This is a genomic window from Pseudomonas fluorescens (assembly GCF_902497785.1).
Lineage (GTDB): Bacteria > Pseudomonadota > Gammaproteobacteria > Pseudomonadales > Pseudomonadaceae > Aquipseudomonas > Aquipseudomonas fluorescens_BO.
This window is the reverse complement of record NZ_CABVHK010000002.1, coordinates 417,829-433,969: the sequence shown is the minus strand read 5'-3', so window position 1 is coordinate 433,969 and position 16,141 is coordinate 417,829. Positions and strand designations below refer to the sequence as shown.

Annotated in this window: 17 protein-coding genes and 1 pseudogene; 14 read left to right on the top strand and 4 right to left on the bottom strand. The window is 59.9% G+C overall.

Translation table 11 applies throughout. The features are described 5' to 3' along the window. Positions 1 to 16: 16 nt before the first annotated feature. A complete protein-coding gene (locus tag F8N62_RS04870; RefSeq protein WP_150709882.1) occupies positions 17 to 568 on the bottom strand; it encodes an NUDIX hydrolase in 552 nt (183 codons plus the stop codon). Positions 569 to 714: 146 nt separating this feature from the next. Here F8N62_RS04870 and F8N62_RS04865 point away from each other — a divergent pair, with 146 nt between their 5' ends. From F8N62_RS04865 to purT, 5 genes and pseudogenes are all read left to right on the top strand, one after another. Then, on the top strand, positions 715 to 1,314 hold the full coding sequence (locus tag F8N62_RS04865) for a CoA pyrophosphatase (RefSeq protein WP_150709881.1): 600 nt from the start codon (positions 715 to 717) through the stop codon (positions 1,312 to 1,314). A gap of 54 nt (positions 1,315 to 1,368) precedes the next feature. Beyond that, positions 1,369 to 1,893, top strand: a complete 525-nt coding sequence (locus F8N62_RS04860) for a gamma carbonic anhydrase family protein (protein WP_150701971.1) — start codon at positions 1,369 to 1,371, stop codon at positions 1,891 to 1,893. Continuing rightward, positions 1,890 to 2,105 carry a DUF1289 domain-containing protein gene (locus tag F8N62_RS04855; RefSeq protein ID WP_150709880.1) on the top strand — a complete coding sequence of 72 codons (216 nt, stop codon included), beginning with the start codon at positions 1,890 to 1,892 and terminating at the stop codon, positions 2,103 to 2,105. The genes F8N62_RS04860 and F8N62_RS04855 overlap by 4 nt, the downstream gene beginning before the upstream one ends. 113 nt (positions 2,106 to 2,218) lie before the next feature. Next, positions 2,219 to 2,323: pseudogene (locus F8N62_RS04850) on the top strand (preQ0 transporter); the annotation flags it as partial. A gap of 143 nt (positions 2,324 to 2,466) precedes the next feature. Further along, positions 2,467 to 3,648 (top strand): formate-dependent phosphoribosylglycinamide formyltransferase, encoded by a 1,182-nt coding sequence (gene purT, locus F8N62_RS04845; RefSeq protein ID WP_150709879.1) that lies wholly within the window; start codon positions 2,467 to 2,469, stop codon positions 3,646 to 3,648. Positions 3,649 to 3,777: 129 nt separating this feature from the next. Here the strand turns inward: purT and F8N62_RS04840 are convergent, their stop codons facing one another. From F8N62_RS04840 to F8N62_RS04830, 3 genes are all read right to left on the bottom strand, one after another. Then, positions 3,778 to 5,094: an MFS transporter gene (locus tag F8N62_RS04840; protein ID WP_150709878.1), complete on the bottom strand. Its 1,317-nt coding sequence runs from the start codon at positions 5,092 to 5,094 to the stop codon at positions 3,778 to 3,780. A 241-nt stretch (positions 5,095 to 5,335) separates the two neighbouring features. Then, on the bottom strand, positions 5,336 to 6,580 hold the full coding sequence (locus tag F8N62_RS04835) for a transporter associated domain-containing protein (protein WP_150709877.1): 1,245 nt from the start codon (positions 6,578 to 6,580) through the stop codon (positions 5,336 to 5,338). 12 nt (positions 6,581 to 6,592) lie between these two features. Continuing rightward, positions 6,593 to 7,405 carry an inner membrane protein YpjD gene (locus tag F8N62_RS04830; protein ID WP_150709876.1) on the bottom strand — a complete coding sequence of 271 codons (813 nt, stop codon included), beginning with the start codon at positions 7,403 to 7,405 and terminating at the stop codon, positions 6,593 to 6,595. 195 nt (positions 7,406 to 7,600) lie between these two features. Here F8N62_RS04830 and ffh point away from each other — a divergent pair, with 195 nt between their 5' ends. The 9 genes from ffh to thrC all read left to right on the top strand — a co-directional run bounded on the left by ffh (position 7,601) and on the right by thrC (position 16,137). Beyond that, a complete protein-coding gene (ffh, locus tag F8N62_RS04825; RefSeq protein WP_150709875.1) occupies positions 7,601 to 8,977 on the top strand; it encodes a signal recognition particle protein in 1,377 nt (458 codons plus the stop codon). A 250-nt stretch (positions 8,978 to 9,227) separates the two neighbouring features. Further along, positions 9,228 to 9,479: a 30S ribosomal protein S16 gene (gene rpsP / locus F8N62_RS04820; RefSeq protein WP_010463010.1), complete on the top strand. Its 252-nt coding sequence runs from the start codon at positions 9,228 to 9,230 to the stop codon at positions 9,477 to 9,479. Between the two features lie 5 nt (positions 9,480 to 9,484). Beyond that, positions 9,485 to 10,021, top strand: a complete 537-nt coding sequence (rimM, locus tag F8N62_RS04815) for a ribosome maturation factor RimM (RefSeq protein WP_008014731.1) — start codon at positions 9,485 to 9,487, stop codon at positions 10,019 to 10,021. After that, complete coding sequence (gene trmD, locus F8N62_RS04810) at positions 10,003 to 10,776, top strand: tRNA (guanosine(37)-N1)-methyltransferase TrmD (RefSeq protein ID WP_191632341.1); 774 nt, start codon at positions 10,003 to 10,005, stop codon at positions 10,774 to 10,776. The genes rimM and trmD overlap by 19 nt, the downstream gene beginning before the upstream one ends. Before the next feature lie 45 nt (positions 10,777 to 10,821). Continuing rightward, a complete protein-coding gene (gene rplS / locus F8N62_RS04805) occupies positions 10,822 to 11,172 on the top strand; it encodes a 50S ribosomal protein L19 (RefSeq protein WP_003175895.1) in 351 nt (116 codons plus the stop codon). Positions 11,173 to 11,271: 99 nt separating this feature from the next. Then, a complete protein-coding gene (gene xerD, locus F8N62_RS04800) occupies positions 11,272 to 12,168 on the top strand; it encodes a site-specific tyrosine recombinase XerD (RefSeq protein WP_063342599.1) in 897 nt (298 codons plus the stop codon). Between the two features lie 322 nt (positions 12,169 to 12,490). Then, on the top strand, positions 12,491 to 13,222 hold the full coding sequence (dsbC, locus tag F8N62_RS04795; RefSeq protein WP_150709874.1) for a bifunctional protein-disulfide isomerase/oxidoreductase DsbC: 732 nt from the start codon (positions 12,491 to 12,493) through the stop codon (positions 13,220 to 13,222). A gap of 134 nt (positions 13,223 to 13,356) precedes the next feature. Next, on the top strand, positions 13,357 to 14,661 hold the full coding sequence (locus F8N62_RS04790) for a homoserine dehydrogenase (protein WP_150709873.1): 1,305 nt from the start codon (positions 13,357 to 13,359) through the stop codon (positions 14,659 to 14,661). Positions 14,662 to 14,727: 66 nt separating this feature from the next. Continuing rightward, positions 14,728 to 16,137 carry a threonine synthase gene (gene thrC / locus F8N62_RS04785; RefSeq protein WP_150709872.1) on the top strand — a complete coding sequence of 470 codons (1,410 nt, stop codon included), beginning with the start codon at positions 14,728 to 14,730 and terminating at the stop codon, positions 16,135 to 16,137. The last annotated feature ends 4 nt before the right edge of the window (positions 16,138 to 16,141 follow it).

Sequence of the window (16,141 nt, the reverse complement as noted above, 5' to 3'; positions counted from 1 at the left end):
AAGATCTCAACTGAAATCAAACAATGACAGGCTGCACGAGCGGCGGGATCGACTCGGACCGCACGGGGTAGACCTCGGTCCGCCGGTCAGCGAAGAAGTATTCTAAGGTACGCCCCACCGTGCGGAAAGCCAGCTCGGACCACGGGATGTCGGCTTCGTCGAAAAGCGCCACTTCCAGGCTCTCGGGGCCGGCGGAAAAATCCAGGTCCACCAGTTCGGCACGGAAGAACACGTGCACCTGACTGATGTGCGGCACGTCGATCAAGGTGTAGATGCTCAGGTTGCGCACCCGCGCGCAGGCTTCTTCAGCCGTCTCGCGAATAGCCGCCTGCTCGATGGTTTCACCGTTCTCCATGAAACCGGCAGGGAGGGTCCAGTAACCCAGCCGAGGCTCGATGGCGCGTCGGCACAGCAACACTTTCGAGCCCCAGGTGGCCACGCAGCCGGCGACGATATTGGGGTTCTGGTAGTGAATCGTCTGACAGCTGTCACAGACAAATCGCAGGCGCGAATCGCCTTCGGGTATGCGCTGGGTGACCGGGTTGCCGCACTGACTGCAAAATTTCATGCTTGGGTTCCTGAAGGCTGCGCCTATCTTGGCGTGCGGCGGTGTCTGTCGGCAAGTTGTCGTTTAGCGACACGCGGCAGTTCGGGGGTTGGGCGGTCGGTGTGATTGGTGCATGATGCGAAGTAGAGAATAAATCGAGAAGACTCATGCTGGACGAGCTACTGCATCGAGTAAGCAACCACACCCCACGCACACTGGAAACCGACAAACGTTTCCCGGAGGCCGCGGTACTGGTGCCCATCACTCGCAGTGATGAGCCGGAACTGGTTCTGACCCTGCGCGCCAGCGGGCTCTCGACCCATGGCGGCGAAGTGGCCTTCCCTGGAGGGCGACGGGACCCGGAAGACCCGGACCTGATTTTCACCGCGCTGCGTGAGGCCGAAGAGGAAATCGGCCTGCCCCCCGGGCTGGTGGAAATCATCGGCCCTCTGAGTCCGCTGATCTCCCTGCACGGGATCAAGGTCACGCCCTATGTTGGGGTGATTCCGGATTTTGTCGAGTACCGGGCCAACGATGCCGAGATCGCCGCCGTGTTCAGCGTCCCCCTGGAATTCTTCCGCAAGGACCCGCGCGAGCACACGCATCGCATCGATTATCAGGGCCGCAGCTGGTACGTGCCGAGTTATCGTTATGGCGAATACAAGATCTGGGGCCTGACGGCGATCATGATTGTCGAGTTGATCAACCTGCTCTATGACGCCAAAATCAGCCTGCACCAGCCTCCCAAGAGTTTTATCAACACCTGAAGCCATCGTTCGCATGGCGTGAAATCGCGGCTGCCTGAGCCTGAGGACAACAAGATGAAATATCGCCTGGGCGACGCCCGCGTCGAAACCCATCCGCAAAGCTGGGTTGCACCCAATGCCGTGCTGGTGGGCAAGGTCAAACTGGAAGAGGGCGCCAATGTCTGGTTCAACGCTGTGCTGCGGGGCGACAACGAACTGATCCTGATCGGCAAGAACAGCAACGTCCAGGACGGCACCGTGATGCACACCGACATGGGCTACCCGCTGACCATCGGCACCGGCGTGACCATCGGCCACAACGCCATGCTTCATGGCTGCACCGTCGGTGACTACAGCCTGATCGGCATTAACGCGGTGATTCTCAACGGCGCGAAAATCGGCAAGAACTGCATCATCGGCGCCAACTCGCTGATCGGCGAAGGCAAGGAAATTCCCGACGGTTCGCTGGTCATGGGCTCGCCCGGCAAAGTAGTGCGCGAACTGACCGAGCAGCAGAAAAAAATGCTCGAGGCCAGCGCCGCGCACTATGTGCATAACTCACAACGTTATGCCCGTGATCTGGCCGAGCAGGAAGAATGAACACGCCGGAACGCCCTGTACGATCGCCCTGCGTGAACATCTGTGCGCTGGACGACGATGACATTTGCACCGGGTGTCAGCGTACGGTGGCGGAAATCACCGGCTGGAGCCGGATGAGTAATGACGAACGTCGAACGGTGTTGGGTCTGTGCCATGAGCGGGCCAAGTCGAGTGGACTGCTGTGGATGCTGGGCAAAACCCCGAACCCGTAGGAGCTGTCTCGTGAAACGAGGCTGCGATCTCTTGATCTTGGCTGTAAAAATCACGATCAAAAGATCGCAGCCTCGTTGCACTCGACAGCTCCTACGGTACCCTGCGCGCCAAATTGACTTGCATCGACTGGCCGGTGTTCAGCATCATCCGGCGCCCGCTGCATGACCGCCTGTGGATAAGTTCGGCCCTGAGCATTCCCTTCGATATGTTCATCTTCTGATCATGGCCTGGCGCTTGCGCAAACAAGCCGTCGCCAGCTGAAGCCAAAGCCTCAGGTTCATGTAAAATGCCGCGCTTTCTCCCATGGGAAGCGTGCCAGGCTCGCGACCCTCGATGATCCGCTCCCTTTGAGGACCTGAGATGACCCGTATCGGAACTCCATTGTCGCCAACCGCGACCCGCGTATTGATGTGTGGCTGTGGTGAGTTGGGCAAGGAAGTGGTGATCGAGCTGCAGCGCCTGGGCGTTGAAGTGATTGCCGTCGACCGTTACGCCAACGCGCCGGCCATGCAGGTTGCGCATCGCAGCCACGTGATCAACATGCTCGATCGCGCCGCCCTGCGCGCTGTGATCGAAGCCGAGAAACCGCATTTCATCGTGCCGGAAATCGAAGCCATCGCCACCGCGACCCTGGTCGAGCTGGAAGCCGAAGGGTTCACCGTGATTCCGACCGCGCGAGCCGCGCAGCTGACCATGAACCGTGAAGGCATTCGTCGCCTGGCCGCTGAAGAGCTGGGCCTGCCGACCTCTCCCTACTTCTTCGCCGACACCTTCGAGGACTACAGCAAGGCCGTTCAGGACCTGGGCTTCCCGTGCGTGGTCAAGCCGGTCATGAGTTCGTCGGGCAAAGGCCAGAGCCTGCTGCGCGGCGCCGATGACGTGAAAACGGCGTGGGACTACGCGCAAGAAGGCGGCCGCGCCGGTAAAGGCCGGGTGATCGTCGAAGGCTTCATCGACTTCGACTACGAAATCACTCTGTTGACCGTGCGTCACGTCGGCGGCACCACCTTCTGTGCACCGGTCGGCCACCGTCAGGAAAAGGGCGACTACCAGGAATCCTGGCAGCCACAGGCCATGAGCCCGGTTGCGCTGGCGGAGTCCGAGCGAGTCGCCAAAGCGGTCACCGAAGCGCTCGGCGGTCGTGGTCTGTTCGGCGTCGAGTTGTTCATCAAAGGTGATCAGGTGTGGTTCAGCGAAGTCTCGCCGCGCCCGCATGACACCGGCCTGGTAACCCTGATTTCTCAAGACCTGTCGCAGTTCGCGCTGCACGCGCGCGCCATCCTCGGCCTGCCGATTCCGTTGATTCGTCAGTTCGCGCCGTCGGCGTCGGCGGTGATTCTGGTGGAGGGGCAGTCGACGCAGACGGCGTTTGCCAACCTGGGCGCTGCGTTGAGCGAGCCGGACACCGCGTTGCGTTTGTTCGGCAAACCTGAGGTGAATGGTCAGCGCCGGATGGGTGTGGCGCTGGCGCGGGATGAGTCGATTGAAGCGGCTCGCGCCAAGGCGACCCGCGCTTCTCAGGCGGTTGTTGTAGAGCTGTAAACCGCGGCGTACCTATCGCTGGCAAGCCAGCTCCCACAGAGTACTAGAGTCGTTCACAAATGTTGTGTACACCTGAAATCCTGTGGGAGCTGCGGTGCGACGATTCGACTTGCCAGCGATGGCGTCCTGTCAGACCACCCGATTCAAATCGTTATGCCGCGTCTCCTTCAAACACAGCACCGCAATCAAACTCAGCACCGCCGCCCCCGACACATACCCGCCGACATAACTCAAACCGCCCATCGCCACCAGTTTCTGCGCGAAGAATGGTGCCGCCGAGGCGCCGACGATGCCGCCCAGGTTGTAAGCCGCTGACGCCCCGGTATACCGCACGTGCGTCGGAAACAGTTCCGGCAACAACGCCCCCATCGGCGCGAACGTCACGCCCATCAGAAACAGTTCGATGCACAGGAACAGCGCGACGCCCCAGGTCGAGCCTTGGGTGAGCAGCGGCTCCATCAGGAAGCCGGACAGCACGGCGAGCACGCCACCGATGATCAGCACCGGTTTACGCCCGTAACGGTCACTGGCCCACGCCGACAACGGTGTGGCGGCGGCCATGAACAGCACGGCGAAACACAGCAGCGCGAGGAACGTCTCGCGGGTGTAGCCCAGTGTCGATACGCCGTAACTCAGCGAAAACACCGTCGAGATGTAGAACAGTGCATAGCACACCACCATCGATCCGGCGCCCAGCAGCATTGGCGCCCAGTATTGGCTGAGCAGTTCGACGAGCGGGATCTTCACTCGCTCCTGCCGGGCCACGGCGTTGGCGAAGACCGGGGTTTCGTGCAACTTGAGGCGCACATACAGGCCCACCATCACCAGCGCAGCACTGAGCAGGAACGGAATCCGCCAGCCCCACGAACGGAACTGCTCGTCGCTCAGGGTCATCGCCAGCGTCAGGAACAGGCCATTGGCGGCGAGGAAGCCAATCGAAGGGCCGAGCTGCGGGAACATGCCGAACCAGGCGCGTTTGCCCTTGGGCGCGTTCTCCGTCGCCAATAACGCCGCGCCGCCCCATTCACCGCCCAATCCCAGGCCCTGACCGAAGCGCAGCACGCAAAGCAGGATCGGCGCCCAGGCCCCGATGCTGTCATAACCCGGTAGCACGCCGATCAAGGTGGTGCACACGCCCATCAGCAGCAAGGACGCGACCAGCGTTGATTTGCGCCCGATGCGGTCGCCGAAATGCCCGAACAGCGCCGAGCCTAGCGGTCGTGCAAGGAAAGCGATGCCGAACGTGAGAAACGCCGACAGCATCTGCGCCGTGCCGGAAGTCTGCGGAAAAAACACCGGGCCGATCACCAGCGCGGCGGCCGTGGCGTAAACGTAGAAGTCGTAGAACTCGATGGCGGTGCCGATAAAACTCGCGGTCGCCACGCGGGTGGCGGAGTTCGTCGGTTGCTCAGTCGTGGTTTCGGTATAAGTCGTGCTGGTCGTCATGCGGTAATCCCTGACAGTCATGTGCTCCAGTGGAGCGAATTATTATGGTCGAACACCCAGGGATGTGGGCTTGTAGCGGGGTGCGGGTAGCACAGGGGTAGGGCGGGGCTTGGGTAAGCGGGTTTGATTATAGGAAGGCGGCTAACGATTCAACAAGGCAAAAAGATCGCAGCCTTCGGCAGCTCCTACATTGAAATGCGTTCCCCTGTAGGAGCTGCCGAAGGCTGCGATCTTTCTGGATCTAGCGGACGGGCGAAGTGGCCGGAACTGAACTGGTATGCCAGATCAACACTCGCGTCACGCGATTGTCTTCCGTCTCCAGAATCTCCAGCCGGTAGCGCCCGATCTTCAGGCATACCGCGCTGTCCGGAATCGTCTCCAGCGCCTCGGTCACCAGCCCGTTGAGGGTTTTCGGGCCGTCGCTGGGCAGGTGCCAGCCAAGGCTTTTGTTCAGATCGCGAATTGACGCCGCGCCATCAATCATCAATCGCCCGTCGGCTTGTGGATGGATGTGCGGATTGTCCAGGCTGTGCTGGCTTTCGAATTCGCCGACGATCTCTTCGAGAATGTCTTCCAGGGTGACGATGCCGAGCACCTCGCCGTACTCGTCGACCACCATGCCCAACCGCCGCTGTTGCTTGTGGAAGTTAAGCAGCTGCAGTTGCAGGGGCGTGCTTTCCGGCACGAAGTACGGATCGTGACACGCCGCCAGCAGCGCTTCGCGAGTCAGCAGGCCATCGGGCAGCAGATGGCGGATCTGCCGCGTGTTGAGCACCGCCTCGACCTGGTTGATGTCACTGTGGAAAACCGGCAGGCGCGTGCGTCGGTTGGCGCGCAATTGCTCGATTATGTCTTCGAGCGAATCGTCCAGGTTGATCCCGTCGACGTCACTGCGGGGCACCAGAATGTCGTTGACCGTGATGTTGTCCAGCGCGTGGATGCCCGACAGCGGATGTGGGCGGCAGACCGCCTGTTCGTGATCGTCATGGCGATCTTGCGGCGCTTCGTCCTCGCTCTGCTGCACCACTTTGACCTTGCGGGCGAATGGACGCATCAACAACTGGCTGACGCCATTGAGCAGCCAGGCGGCCGGGTAAATGATTTTCAGTGGCGCGCCGAGCAAGGTGTTGCCCAGGGCCAGGATCGCGTCCGGATAGCGCACCGCCAGCGTGCGCGGCAGGAAGTCGGCAAGCACCAGCAGCACCGCGCCAGCCCCCAGGCACGCCGCCCAGGGTCCGTTCTCCGCCCAGGTAAAAATGCCCAGCAAGGTGCAGATGACCACCACCAATGCGCGGCACAGGGTGTTACAGAAAATCAGGCTGGTGATCGGGAAAGTGAGCTTTGCCACCGGTTTGTCGCTTGAGCGCGAGGCGGTGCGGTGTGCCAGCAGGTGCTGTTGTGCCGCTTCGATGGCGGTAAACAGCCCTGACCATAAAATCAGCAGGGCTACTACGGCGAGCATCGGCCCTATGGGCAAGTCGTCCATTAATGCCGCCCGTCAGATGTGCAGGATGTATTCACGGACCAGCTTGCTGCCGAAGTACGCCAGCATCAGCAGGCAGAAACCGGCGAGGGTCCAGCGAATGGCCTTGTGTCCGCGCCAGCCGAGGCGATTACGGCCCCAGAGCAGCACACTGAAGACGATCCAGGCCAGGCACGCCAGCAGGGTTTTATGCACCAGATGCTGGGCGAACAGGTTGTCGACGAACAGCCAGCCAGAGATCAGCGACAGCGACAGCAGGGTCCAGCCGGCCCAGAGAAAACCGAACAGCAGGCTTTCCATGGTTTGCAGCGGCGGGAAGTTCCTGATCAGTCCGGACGGATGCTTGTGCTTGAGCTGATGGTCCTGAACCAGCAGCAGCAAGGCCTGGAACACCGCGATGGTAAACATGCCGTACGCCAGGATCGACAACAGGATATGCGCGAGAATGCCAGGCGCTTCGTCGATGATCTGCACCGTACCCGCCGGCGCGAACTGCGCCAGCAGCACGGTCGCGGCGCCCAGCGGAAACAGCAGTATCAGCAGGTTTTCCACCGGGATGCGCGAGCAGGCCAGCAGGGTCAGGGCGATGACCGCGGCGGCGATCAAGCTGGCGGCACTGAAGAAGTCCAGGCCCAGCCCGATCGGCGTCAGCAGATGGGTGAACAGGCTGGCGCTGTGAGCCAGCACGGCCAGAACGCCGAGCGTGACCAGCAGGCGCTTGTTCGCCTTGGCGCCAGTGGCCAGGCGAGAACCCTGATAAAGAGTCGCAGCGGCATATAAGCAGGCGGCGGCGAGTGTGGTTAGCAAACTGGGTGACAAGGGGAGCATAAATCCTGTTAGGCAAGCCCGAAAGGCGCTGAGTTTGGCATAGAACTCACACACCACGAAAGTGCGAGGTGTCCGGCAGACGCAGTCTTCGCTATAATCCGCGACCTGCCCACGCCGCAGGCTCGCCGAGCACATGTATATTCCGGTCTGGGCCGCCATTATCCCGGTCTACACAGGGCCTGAAAGGATCGCGCAATGTTTGAAAACTTAACCGACCGTCTCTCGCAGACGCTGCGCCATGTCACCGGCAAGGCCAAGCTGACTGAAGACAACATCAAAGACACCCTGCGCGAAGTGCGCATGGCATTGCTCGAAGCCGACGTCGCCTTGCCGGTCGTCAAAGACTTCGTCAATTCGGTCAAGGAACGCGCCGTCGGCACCGAGGTGTCGCGCAGTCTGACGCCGGGCCAGGCCTTCGTGAAAATCGTTCAGGCCGAACTCGAAAGCCTGATGGGCGCGGCCAACGAAGACTTGAACCTGAGCGCCGTTCCACCGGCGGTCGTATTGATGGCCGGTTTGCAGGGCGCGGGTAAAACCACCACCGCCGGCAAACTCGCGCGCTTCCTTAAAGAACGCAAGAAGAAGTCGGTCATGGTCGTGTCCGCGGACGTTTACCGTCCGGCGGCGATCAAGCAACTGGAAATGCTCGCCGGTGAAGTCGGCGTGACGTTCTTTCCGTCCGACCTGAGCCAGAAGCCGGTCGAGATCGCGCAAGCCGCTATAAAAGAAGCAAAGCTCAAGTTTATTGATGTGGTCATCGTCGATACCGCCGGTCGCCTGCACATCGACGAAGAAATGATGGGCGAGATCAAGGCCTTGCACGCCGCGATCAACCCGGTCGAAACGCTGTTCGTGGTCGACGCCATGACCGGCCAGGATGCCGCCAACACGGCCAAGGCCTTCGGCGATGCGTTGCCGCTGACCGGTGTAATCCTGACCAAGGTCGACGGCGACGCCCGTGGCGGTGCCGCGCTGTCGGTGCGCGCCATCACCGGCAAGCCGATCAAGTTCATCGGTATGGGCGAGACGAGCGAAGCGCTCGAACCGTTCCACCCTGAGCGTATTGCCTCGCGCATCCTCGGCATGGGCGACGTGCTCAGCCTGATCGAACAGGCCGAAGCGACCCTCGACAAGGACAAGGCCGACAAGCTCGCCAAGAAGCTGAAGAAGGGCAAGGGCTTCGATCTCGAAGACTTCCGCGATCAGCTGCAACAGATGAAGAACATGGGCGGCCTCGGCGGCCTCATGGACAAACTGCCGAACATCGGCGGTGTGAACCTGGCGCAGATGGGCAACGCCCAGGGCGCGGCAGAGAAACAGTTCAAGCAGATGGAAGCCATCATCAATTCCATGACCCCGGCCGAGCGCCGCGACCCTGATCTGATCAGCGGTTCGCGCAAGCGCCGGATCTCCATGGGTTCGGGCACTCAGGTGCAGGACATCGGTCGCTTGATCAAGCAACACAAGCAGATGCAGAAGATGATGAAGAAATTCTCCGCGAAAGGCGGAATGGCCAAGATGATGCGCGGCATGGGCGGTATGTTGCCCGGCGGCGGTATGCCAAAGATGTAAAGAATCCGCGCCGGCAGTTATGTCGACGCAGCCCCACACGGAAGTGGGATACACAGCAAACCCGCACTTGGCGGGAGCTGACTGGCCGTTTTCAACGACGGCTCTATAGCAAATCTGGATGGCGTCCGATAGGCCGCCGGAAAAAGACATTTGCAAAAGTCCGGATATTCCTTAGAATATGCGGCCTTTCGGGCACCTATGCCCGCTGTGCCTTTAGATTTGCAGCACCGACTACAGGAACGATGTTCACATGCTAACAATCCGTCTTGCCCTTGGCGGCTCCAAAAAGCGCCCGTTTTACCACTTGACCGTAACCGACAGCCGCAACCCGCGCGACGGTTCGCACAAGGAACAGGTTGGTTTCTTCAACCCTGTTGCTCGTGGTCAAGAAGTCCGTCTGTCCGTGAACCAAGAGCGCGTAGCCTACTGGCTGAGCGTTGGTGCACAACCTTCTGAGCGTGTTGCTCAGTTGTTGAAGGACGCGTCTAAGGCTGCGGCCTGAGCAATATGAACGCGACGCCAGCGGTTGCTGATGATTTGATCGTTATCGGCAAGATTTATTCTGTTCATGGCGTTCGCGGCGAAGTGAAGGTGTATTCCTTTACTGATCCGACTGAAAACCTGTTGCAGTACAAAACCTGGACGCTCAAGCGCGAAGGCAATGTGAAACAGGTCGAGCTGGTCAGCGGACGTGGGAACGACAAGTTCCTGGTCGCGAAGCTCAAGGGTCTCGATGATCGTGAAGAAGCGCGTCTTCTGGCCGGTTATGAGATCTGCGTGCCGCGCAACCTGTTCCCTGAATTGACCGACGGCGAGTACTACTGGTACCAGCTGGAAGGTCTGAAGGTTATTGATCAACTCGGGCAATTGCTCGGGAAAATCGATCATCTTCTGGAAACCGGCGCCAATGATGTAATGGTGGTCAAGCCTTGCGCTGGCAGCCTGGATGATCGCGAACGCCTGTTGCCCTATACCGAGCAATGCGTGTTGGCCGTCGACCTTGCCGCAGGCGAGATGAAGGTGGAATGGGATGCGGATTTCTAAGCGTGGCTAACTTGCGCGTAGAAGTGATCAGTTTGTTTCCCGAGATGTTCTCCGCCATCAGCGAGTACGGCATCACCAGTCGGGCGGTGAAACAGGGGCTGTTGCAGCTTACCTGTTGGAACCCGCGAGACTACACGACGGATCGACATCACACTGTGGATGATCGCCCATTTGGCGGTGGTCCGGGCATGGTGATGAAGATCAAGCCCCTGGAAGATGCTCTGGTTCAGGCCAAGGCAGCAGCCGGGGAGGCGGCGAAGGTGATTTACCTGTCCCCCCAAGGCCGTCAGCTGAATCAGTCGGCGGTGCGCGAGTTGGCGAATCTGGATGCATTGATCCTGATTGCCGGCCGCTATGAAGGCATTGACGAGCGTTTTATTGATGCTCATGTCGATGAAGAGTGGTCGATTGGCGACTATGTACTGTCTGGCGGCGAGCTGCCGGCGATGGTCCTGATCGATGCGGTTACACGACTGCTGCCTGGAGCTTTAGGGCATGCGGACTCCGCCGAGGAAGATTCCTTTACGGATGGTTTGCTGGATTGCCCGCACTACACCCGACCTGAGGTGTATGCGGATCAGCGTGTTCCCGACGTGTTGCTAAGTGGCAATCACGCGCATATCCGGCGTTGGCGTTTACAGCAGTCCCTTGGTAGGACCTTTGAACGACGCGCCGATCTTCTGGAAAGCCGCTCGCTTTCTGGAGAAGAGAAGAAGCTGCTCGAGGAATACATCCGCGAGCGGGACGATAGTTAACAACGTATCGATGGTAAGTCCGTTGATTTACCTTAGGAGCACAGCATGACTAACAAAATCATCCTTGCACTCGAAGCAGAGCAGATGACCAAAGAAATCCCTACCTTTGCCCCGGGCGACACCATTGTCGTTCAGGTGAAAGTGAAGGAAGGCGACCGTTCGCGTCTGCAAGCGTTCGAAGGTGTTGTTATCGCCAAGCGTAACCGCGGCGTAAACAGTGCTTTCACCGTTCGTAAAATCTCCAACGGTGTTGGCGTAGAGCGTACTTTCCAGACCTACAGCCCGCAAATCGACAGCATGGCCGTTAAACGTCGCGGTGACGTACGTAAAGCCAAGCTGTACTACCTGCGTGACCTGTCTGGTAAAGCAGCTCGCATCAAGGAAAAACTGGCTTAAGTCCAGCTTCCGATGCAGAAAAAAGCAGCCTACGGGCTGCTTTTTTGTTGCCTGCGATTTATCTTCCCTGACCGTACTGCCGGTCTTGCCTGAGCCTTTATGCCTGCCATCGATCATCCTCTGATAGACCAGTTCCTCGACGCGTTGTGGCTGGAGAAAGGTCTGTCTGATAACACCCGCGACGCCTATCGCAGCGACCTGGCGCTATTCAATGGCTGGTTGCAGGAAAAAGGCCTGGAACTGATCAACGCCGGTCGTGAGTTGATCCTCGATCACCTGGCCTGGCGCCTGGAGCAGAACTACAAACCCCGTTCCACCGCGCGATTTCTCTCCGGTGTGCGTGGCTTCTATCGTTATCTGCTGCGGGAAAAGTTGATCGCAGTCGACCCGACGTTGCGCGTCGATATGCCTCAGCTCGGCAGGCCGCTGCCCAAATCCTTGTCGGAAGCTGACGTGGAGGCGCTGCTGAAAGCGCCGGACCTGAGCGAAGCCATCGGCCAGCGCGATCGCGCCATGCTCGAAGTGCTTTACGCCTGCGGCTTGCGGGTGACGGAGCTGATCAGCCTGACCCTGGAACAGGTCAATCTGCGTCAGGGCGTGCTGCGGGTGATGGGCAAGGGCAGCAAGGAGCGGCTGGTGCCGATGGGCGAGGAGGCGATCGTCTGGGTCGAGCGCTACATGCGCGATGCTCGCGGCGAGTTGCTTGGCGGGCGTCCGAGTGACGTGCTGTTTCCCAGCCTGCGCGGCGAACAGATGACCCGCCAGACGTTCTGGCACCGCATCAAGCATCAGGCCAAGGTCGCCGGGATCGGCAAGTCGCTGTCGCCGCACACCCTGCGCCATGCCTTCGCGACGCATTTGCTCAACCACGGCGCCGACTTGCGCGTGGTGCAAATGCTGCTCGGTCACAGCGATCTGTCGACCACCCAGATCTACACCCACGTCGCCCGGGCACGCTTGCAAGACCTGCACGCCAAACACCACCCGCGCGGCTGAACACAGTTCCTGAAACTGAAATGCTTACCTGTGGCGAGGGGATTTATCCCCGTTCGGCTGCGCAGCAGTCGTAAATCGGTATTCGCGGTGTAGTTAATTAAACCGGGTGGCAGATTTTGGGGCTGCTGCGCAGCCCAACGGGGATAAATCCCCTCACCACAATAATGGGTGTCAGGTAGCAGTGCGGAGTCTTGCGACAGCCGCATTCGGCCACACAGCCCTTATGTGATAGGCTTTGCCGGTTTGCACGATGGGCGGTTATGACCCGGTGTTTCGGCACGGGCGTTCTGATCGTCCCATTTGTCCGTCTTCAGGAGTTCTCATGCGTCTGACCCAGATTTTCGCCGCCGCAGCCATTGCGTTGGTCAGCACCTTTGCCGTCGCCGATGACGCGGCCGACAAAGCCATCCGTAAAAGCCTGGAAAACCTCCAGCTTGAAGTACCGGTAGAAAGCATCTCTGCCAGTCCGCTGCCGGGTCTGTATGAAGTCAAACTCCAGGGCAGCCGCGTGCTCTACGCCAGCGCCGACGGCCAATACGTGGTTCAGGGCTACATGTTCCAGCTCAAGGACGGAAAGCCGGTCAACCTGACCGAGAAGACCGAACGCCTGGGCGTGTCCAAGCTGGTCAACGCGATTCCAGTCGCGGACACCGTGGTCTACCCGGCCATCGGCGAAACCAAATCGCACATCACCGTATTTACCGACACCACCTGCCCGTACTGCCACAAACTGCACGCCGAAGTGCCTGAGCTGAACAAGCGCGGCATCGAAGTGCGTTACGTGGCGTTCCCGCGCCAGGGCCTGGGCTCGCCGGGTGACGAACAGCTGCAAGCGGTGTGGTGCTCGAAAGACAAGAAAGCCGCCATGGACAAAATGGTCGACGGGAAGGAAATCAAGGCCGCCAAATGCGAAAACCCTGTTTCCAAGCAGTTCGCCCTCGGTCAGTCGATTGGCGTGAACGGTACACCGGCCATCGTTTTGGCTGACGGTCAGGTCATTCCGGGCTACCAGCCTGCGCCACAAGTCGCCAAACTGGCGCTGGGCGCGAAGTAAATTCGCATCGTCATGGCCAGCCTTTGACAATCATGGTCCGGCAGCAGCATTGGCCGGGCCATTAATAGAGAGCCGCGAGCATGCGGCTGTTTTTACGGCCGGCCTTGAGTCGGCCGTTTTATGGGGAGTTCACAGTGAAACCGGTCAAAGTAGGCATCTGTGGGTTAGGGACCGTCGGTGGCGGAACCTTCAACGTACTTCAGCGCAACGCCGAGGAAATTGCTCGTCGTGCCGGGCGTGGAATCGAAGTGGCACAAATTGCCACGCGCACGCCAAAGCCTCAGTTCCAAACGACCGGTATTGCGATTACCAACGATGTCTTCGAAGTGGCCACGAACCCTGAGATCGACATCGTTATAGAGTTGGTGGGCGGCTACACCGTTGCCCGCGAGCTGGTACTCAAGGCCATCGAGAATGGCAAGCATGTGGTCACCGCGAACAAGGCGCTTATCGCCGTTCACGGTAATGAAATTTTCGCCAAGGCTCGCGAGAAAGGCGTGATTGTCGCTTTCGAAGCGGCCGTGGCCGGTGGCATTCCGGTGATCAAGGCGATCCGTGAAGGCTTGTCCGCCAACCGCATCAATTGGGTTGCCGGCATCATCAATGGCACCGGCAACTTCATTCTCACCGAGATGCGCGAAAAGGGTCGCACCTTCGAAGACGTGCTGGCCGAGGCTCAGGCTCTGGGTTACGCCGAAGCCGATCCGACCTTCGACGTTGAAGGCATCGACGCCGCTCACAAGCTGACGATCCTGGCGTCCATCGCATTCGGCATTCCGCTGCAATTCGACAAGGCTTACACCGAAGGCATCACCAAGCTGACCACCGCTGACGTGAATTACGCCGAAGCGCTGGGCTACCGCATCAAGCACCTGGGCGTGGCGCGCAGCACTGCGGCCGGTATCGAACTGCGCGTGCACCCGACGCTGATCCCGGCCGATCGCCTGATCGCCAACGTCAACGGCGTGATGAACGCGGTGATGGTCAACGGTGACGCCGCCGGTTCGACCCTGTTCTACGGCGCCGGCGCCGGTATGGAGCCGACCGCTTCGTCGGTGATCGCCGACCTGGTGGACGTGGTTCGCGCCATGACCTCCGACCCGGAAAACCGCGTGCCGCACCTGGCCTTCCAGCCGGATTCGCTGTCGGCGCATCCGATCCTGCCGATCGAAGCCTGTGAAAGCGCCTACTACCTGCGCATTCAGGCCAAGGATCATCCGGGCGTGCTGGCTCAGGTCGCGAGCATCCTGTCGGAACGCGGCATCAACATCGAATCGATCATGCAGAAAGAAGTCGAAGAGCATGACGGTCTGGTGCCGATGATCCTGTTGACTCATCGTGTGCTGGAACAGCACATGAACGACGCGATCGCCGCCCTCGAAGCCTTGGCAGGCGTGGTCGGTCCGGTTGTCCGGATCCGTGTCGAGCACCTGAACTAAGCCGTTATCGTTCACCGGGCCCGTGCGCGGGCCCGGCTTTGCGAACACTGTCCATTGGAGTCAGTCATGCGTTATATCAGTACCCGCGGCCAGGCACCGGCCCTGAATTTCGAAGACGTCCTGCTGGCAGGTCTGGCCACTGACGGCGGTCTGTACGTCCCGGAAGTCCTGCCACGTTTCACCCAGGAAGAAATCGCTTCCTGGGCGGGCCTGCCGTATCACGAGCTGGCGTTCCGCGTCATGCGCCCGTTCGTCGCCGGCAGCATTCCTGATGCCGATTTCAAAAAGATCCTCGAAGAAACCTACGGCGTGTTCTCGCACAGCGCCGTGGCGCCGTTGCGTCAACTGAACGGCAACGAATGGGTGCTGGAGCTGTTCCACGGCCCGACCCTGGCGTTCAAGGACTTTGCCCTGCAACTGCTCGGTCGCTTGCTCGACTACGTGCTGGAAAAACGCGGTGAACGCGTGGTGATCGTCGGCGCCACTTCCGGTGACACCGGTTCGGCCGCCATCGAAGGCTGCAAGCATTGCGAAAACGTCGACATCTTCATCCTGCACCCGCACAACCGCGTGTCTGAAGTGCAGCGTCGGCAGATGACCACGATCTTCGGCGAGAACATTCACAACATCGCCATCGAAGGCAATTTCGATGACTGCCAGGAAATGGTCAAGGCGAGCTTCGCTGACCAGAGCTTCCTCAAAGGCACGCGTCTGGTGGCGGTGAACTCGATCAACTGGGCGCGGATCATGGCCCAGATCGTCTACTACTTCCACGCCTCCCTGCAGTTGGGCGGCCCGGCGCGTTCGGTGTCGTTCTCGGTGCCGACCGGCAACTTCGGCGACATCTTCGCCGGTTACCTGGCGCGCAACATGGGCCTGCCGATCAACCAGTTGATCGTCGCGACCAACCGCAATGACATCCTGCACCGCTTCATGAGCGGCAATCAGTACGTCAAGGAAACCCTGCACGCCACGTTGTCGCCGTCGATGGACATCATGGTGTCGTCGAACTTCGAGCGTTTGCTGTTCGACCTGCACGGTCGTAACGGCGCGGCGATTGCCGGTTTGATGGATTCGTTCAAGCAGGGCGGTGGTTTCAGCGTTGAACAGGAACGCTGGACTGAAGCGCGCAAGCTGTTCGATTCGCTGGCTGTAGATGATGCGCAGACGTGCGAAACCATTGCTGAGGTTTACGAACAGACGGGTGAGTTGCTGGACCCGCACACGGCAATCGGCGTGAAGGCTGCTCGTGAATGCCGGCGTAGTCTGGATATTCCGATGGTGATCCTTGGCACTGCGCACCCGGTAAAATTCCCGGATGCGGTGTTAAAGGCGGGTGTTGGCAAGGCGCTCGAATTGCCTGTGCATCTGGCTGATCTGTTTGAGCGGGATGAGCGCTGTACCGTATTGCCGAACGACCTCAAGGCGGTTCAGGCTTTTGTTGGTCAGCATGGGAATCGTGGGAAGCCGCTGTAACGGA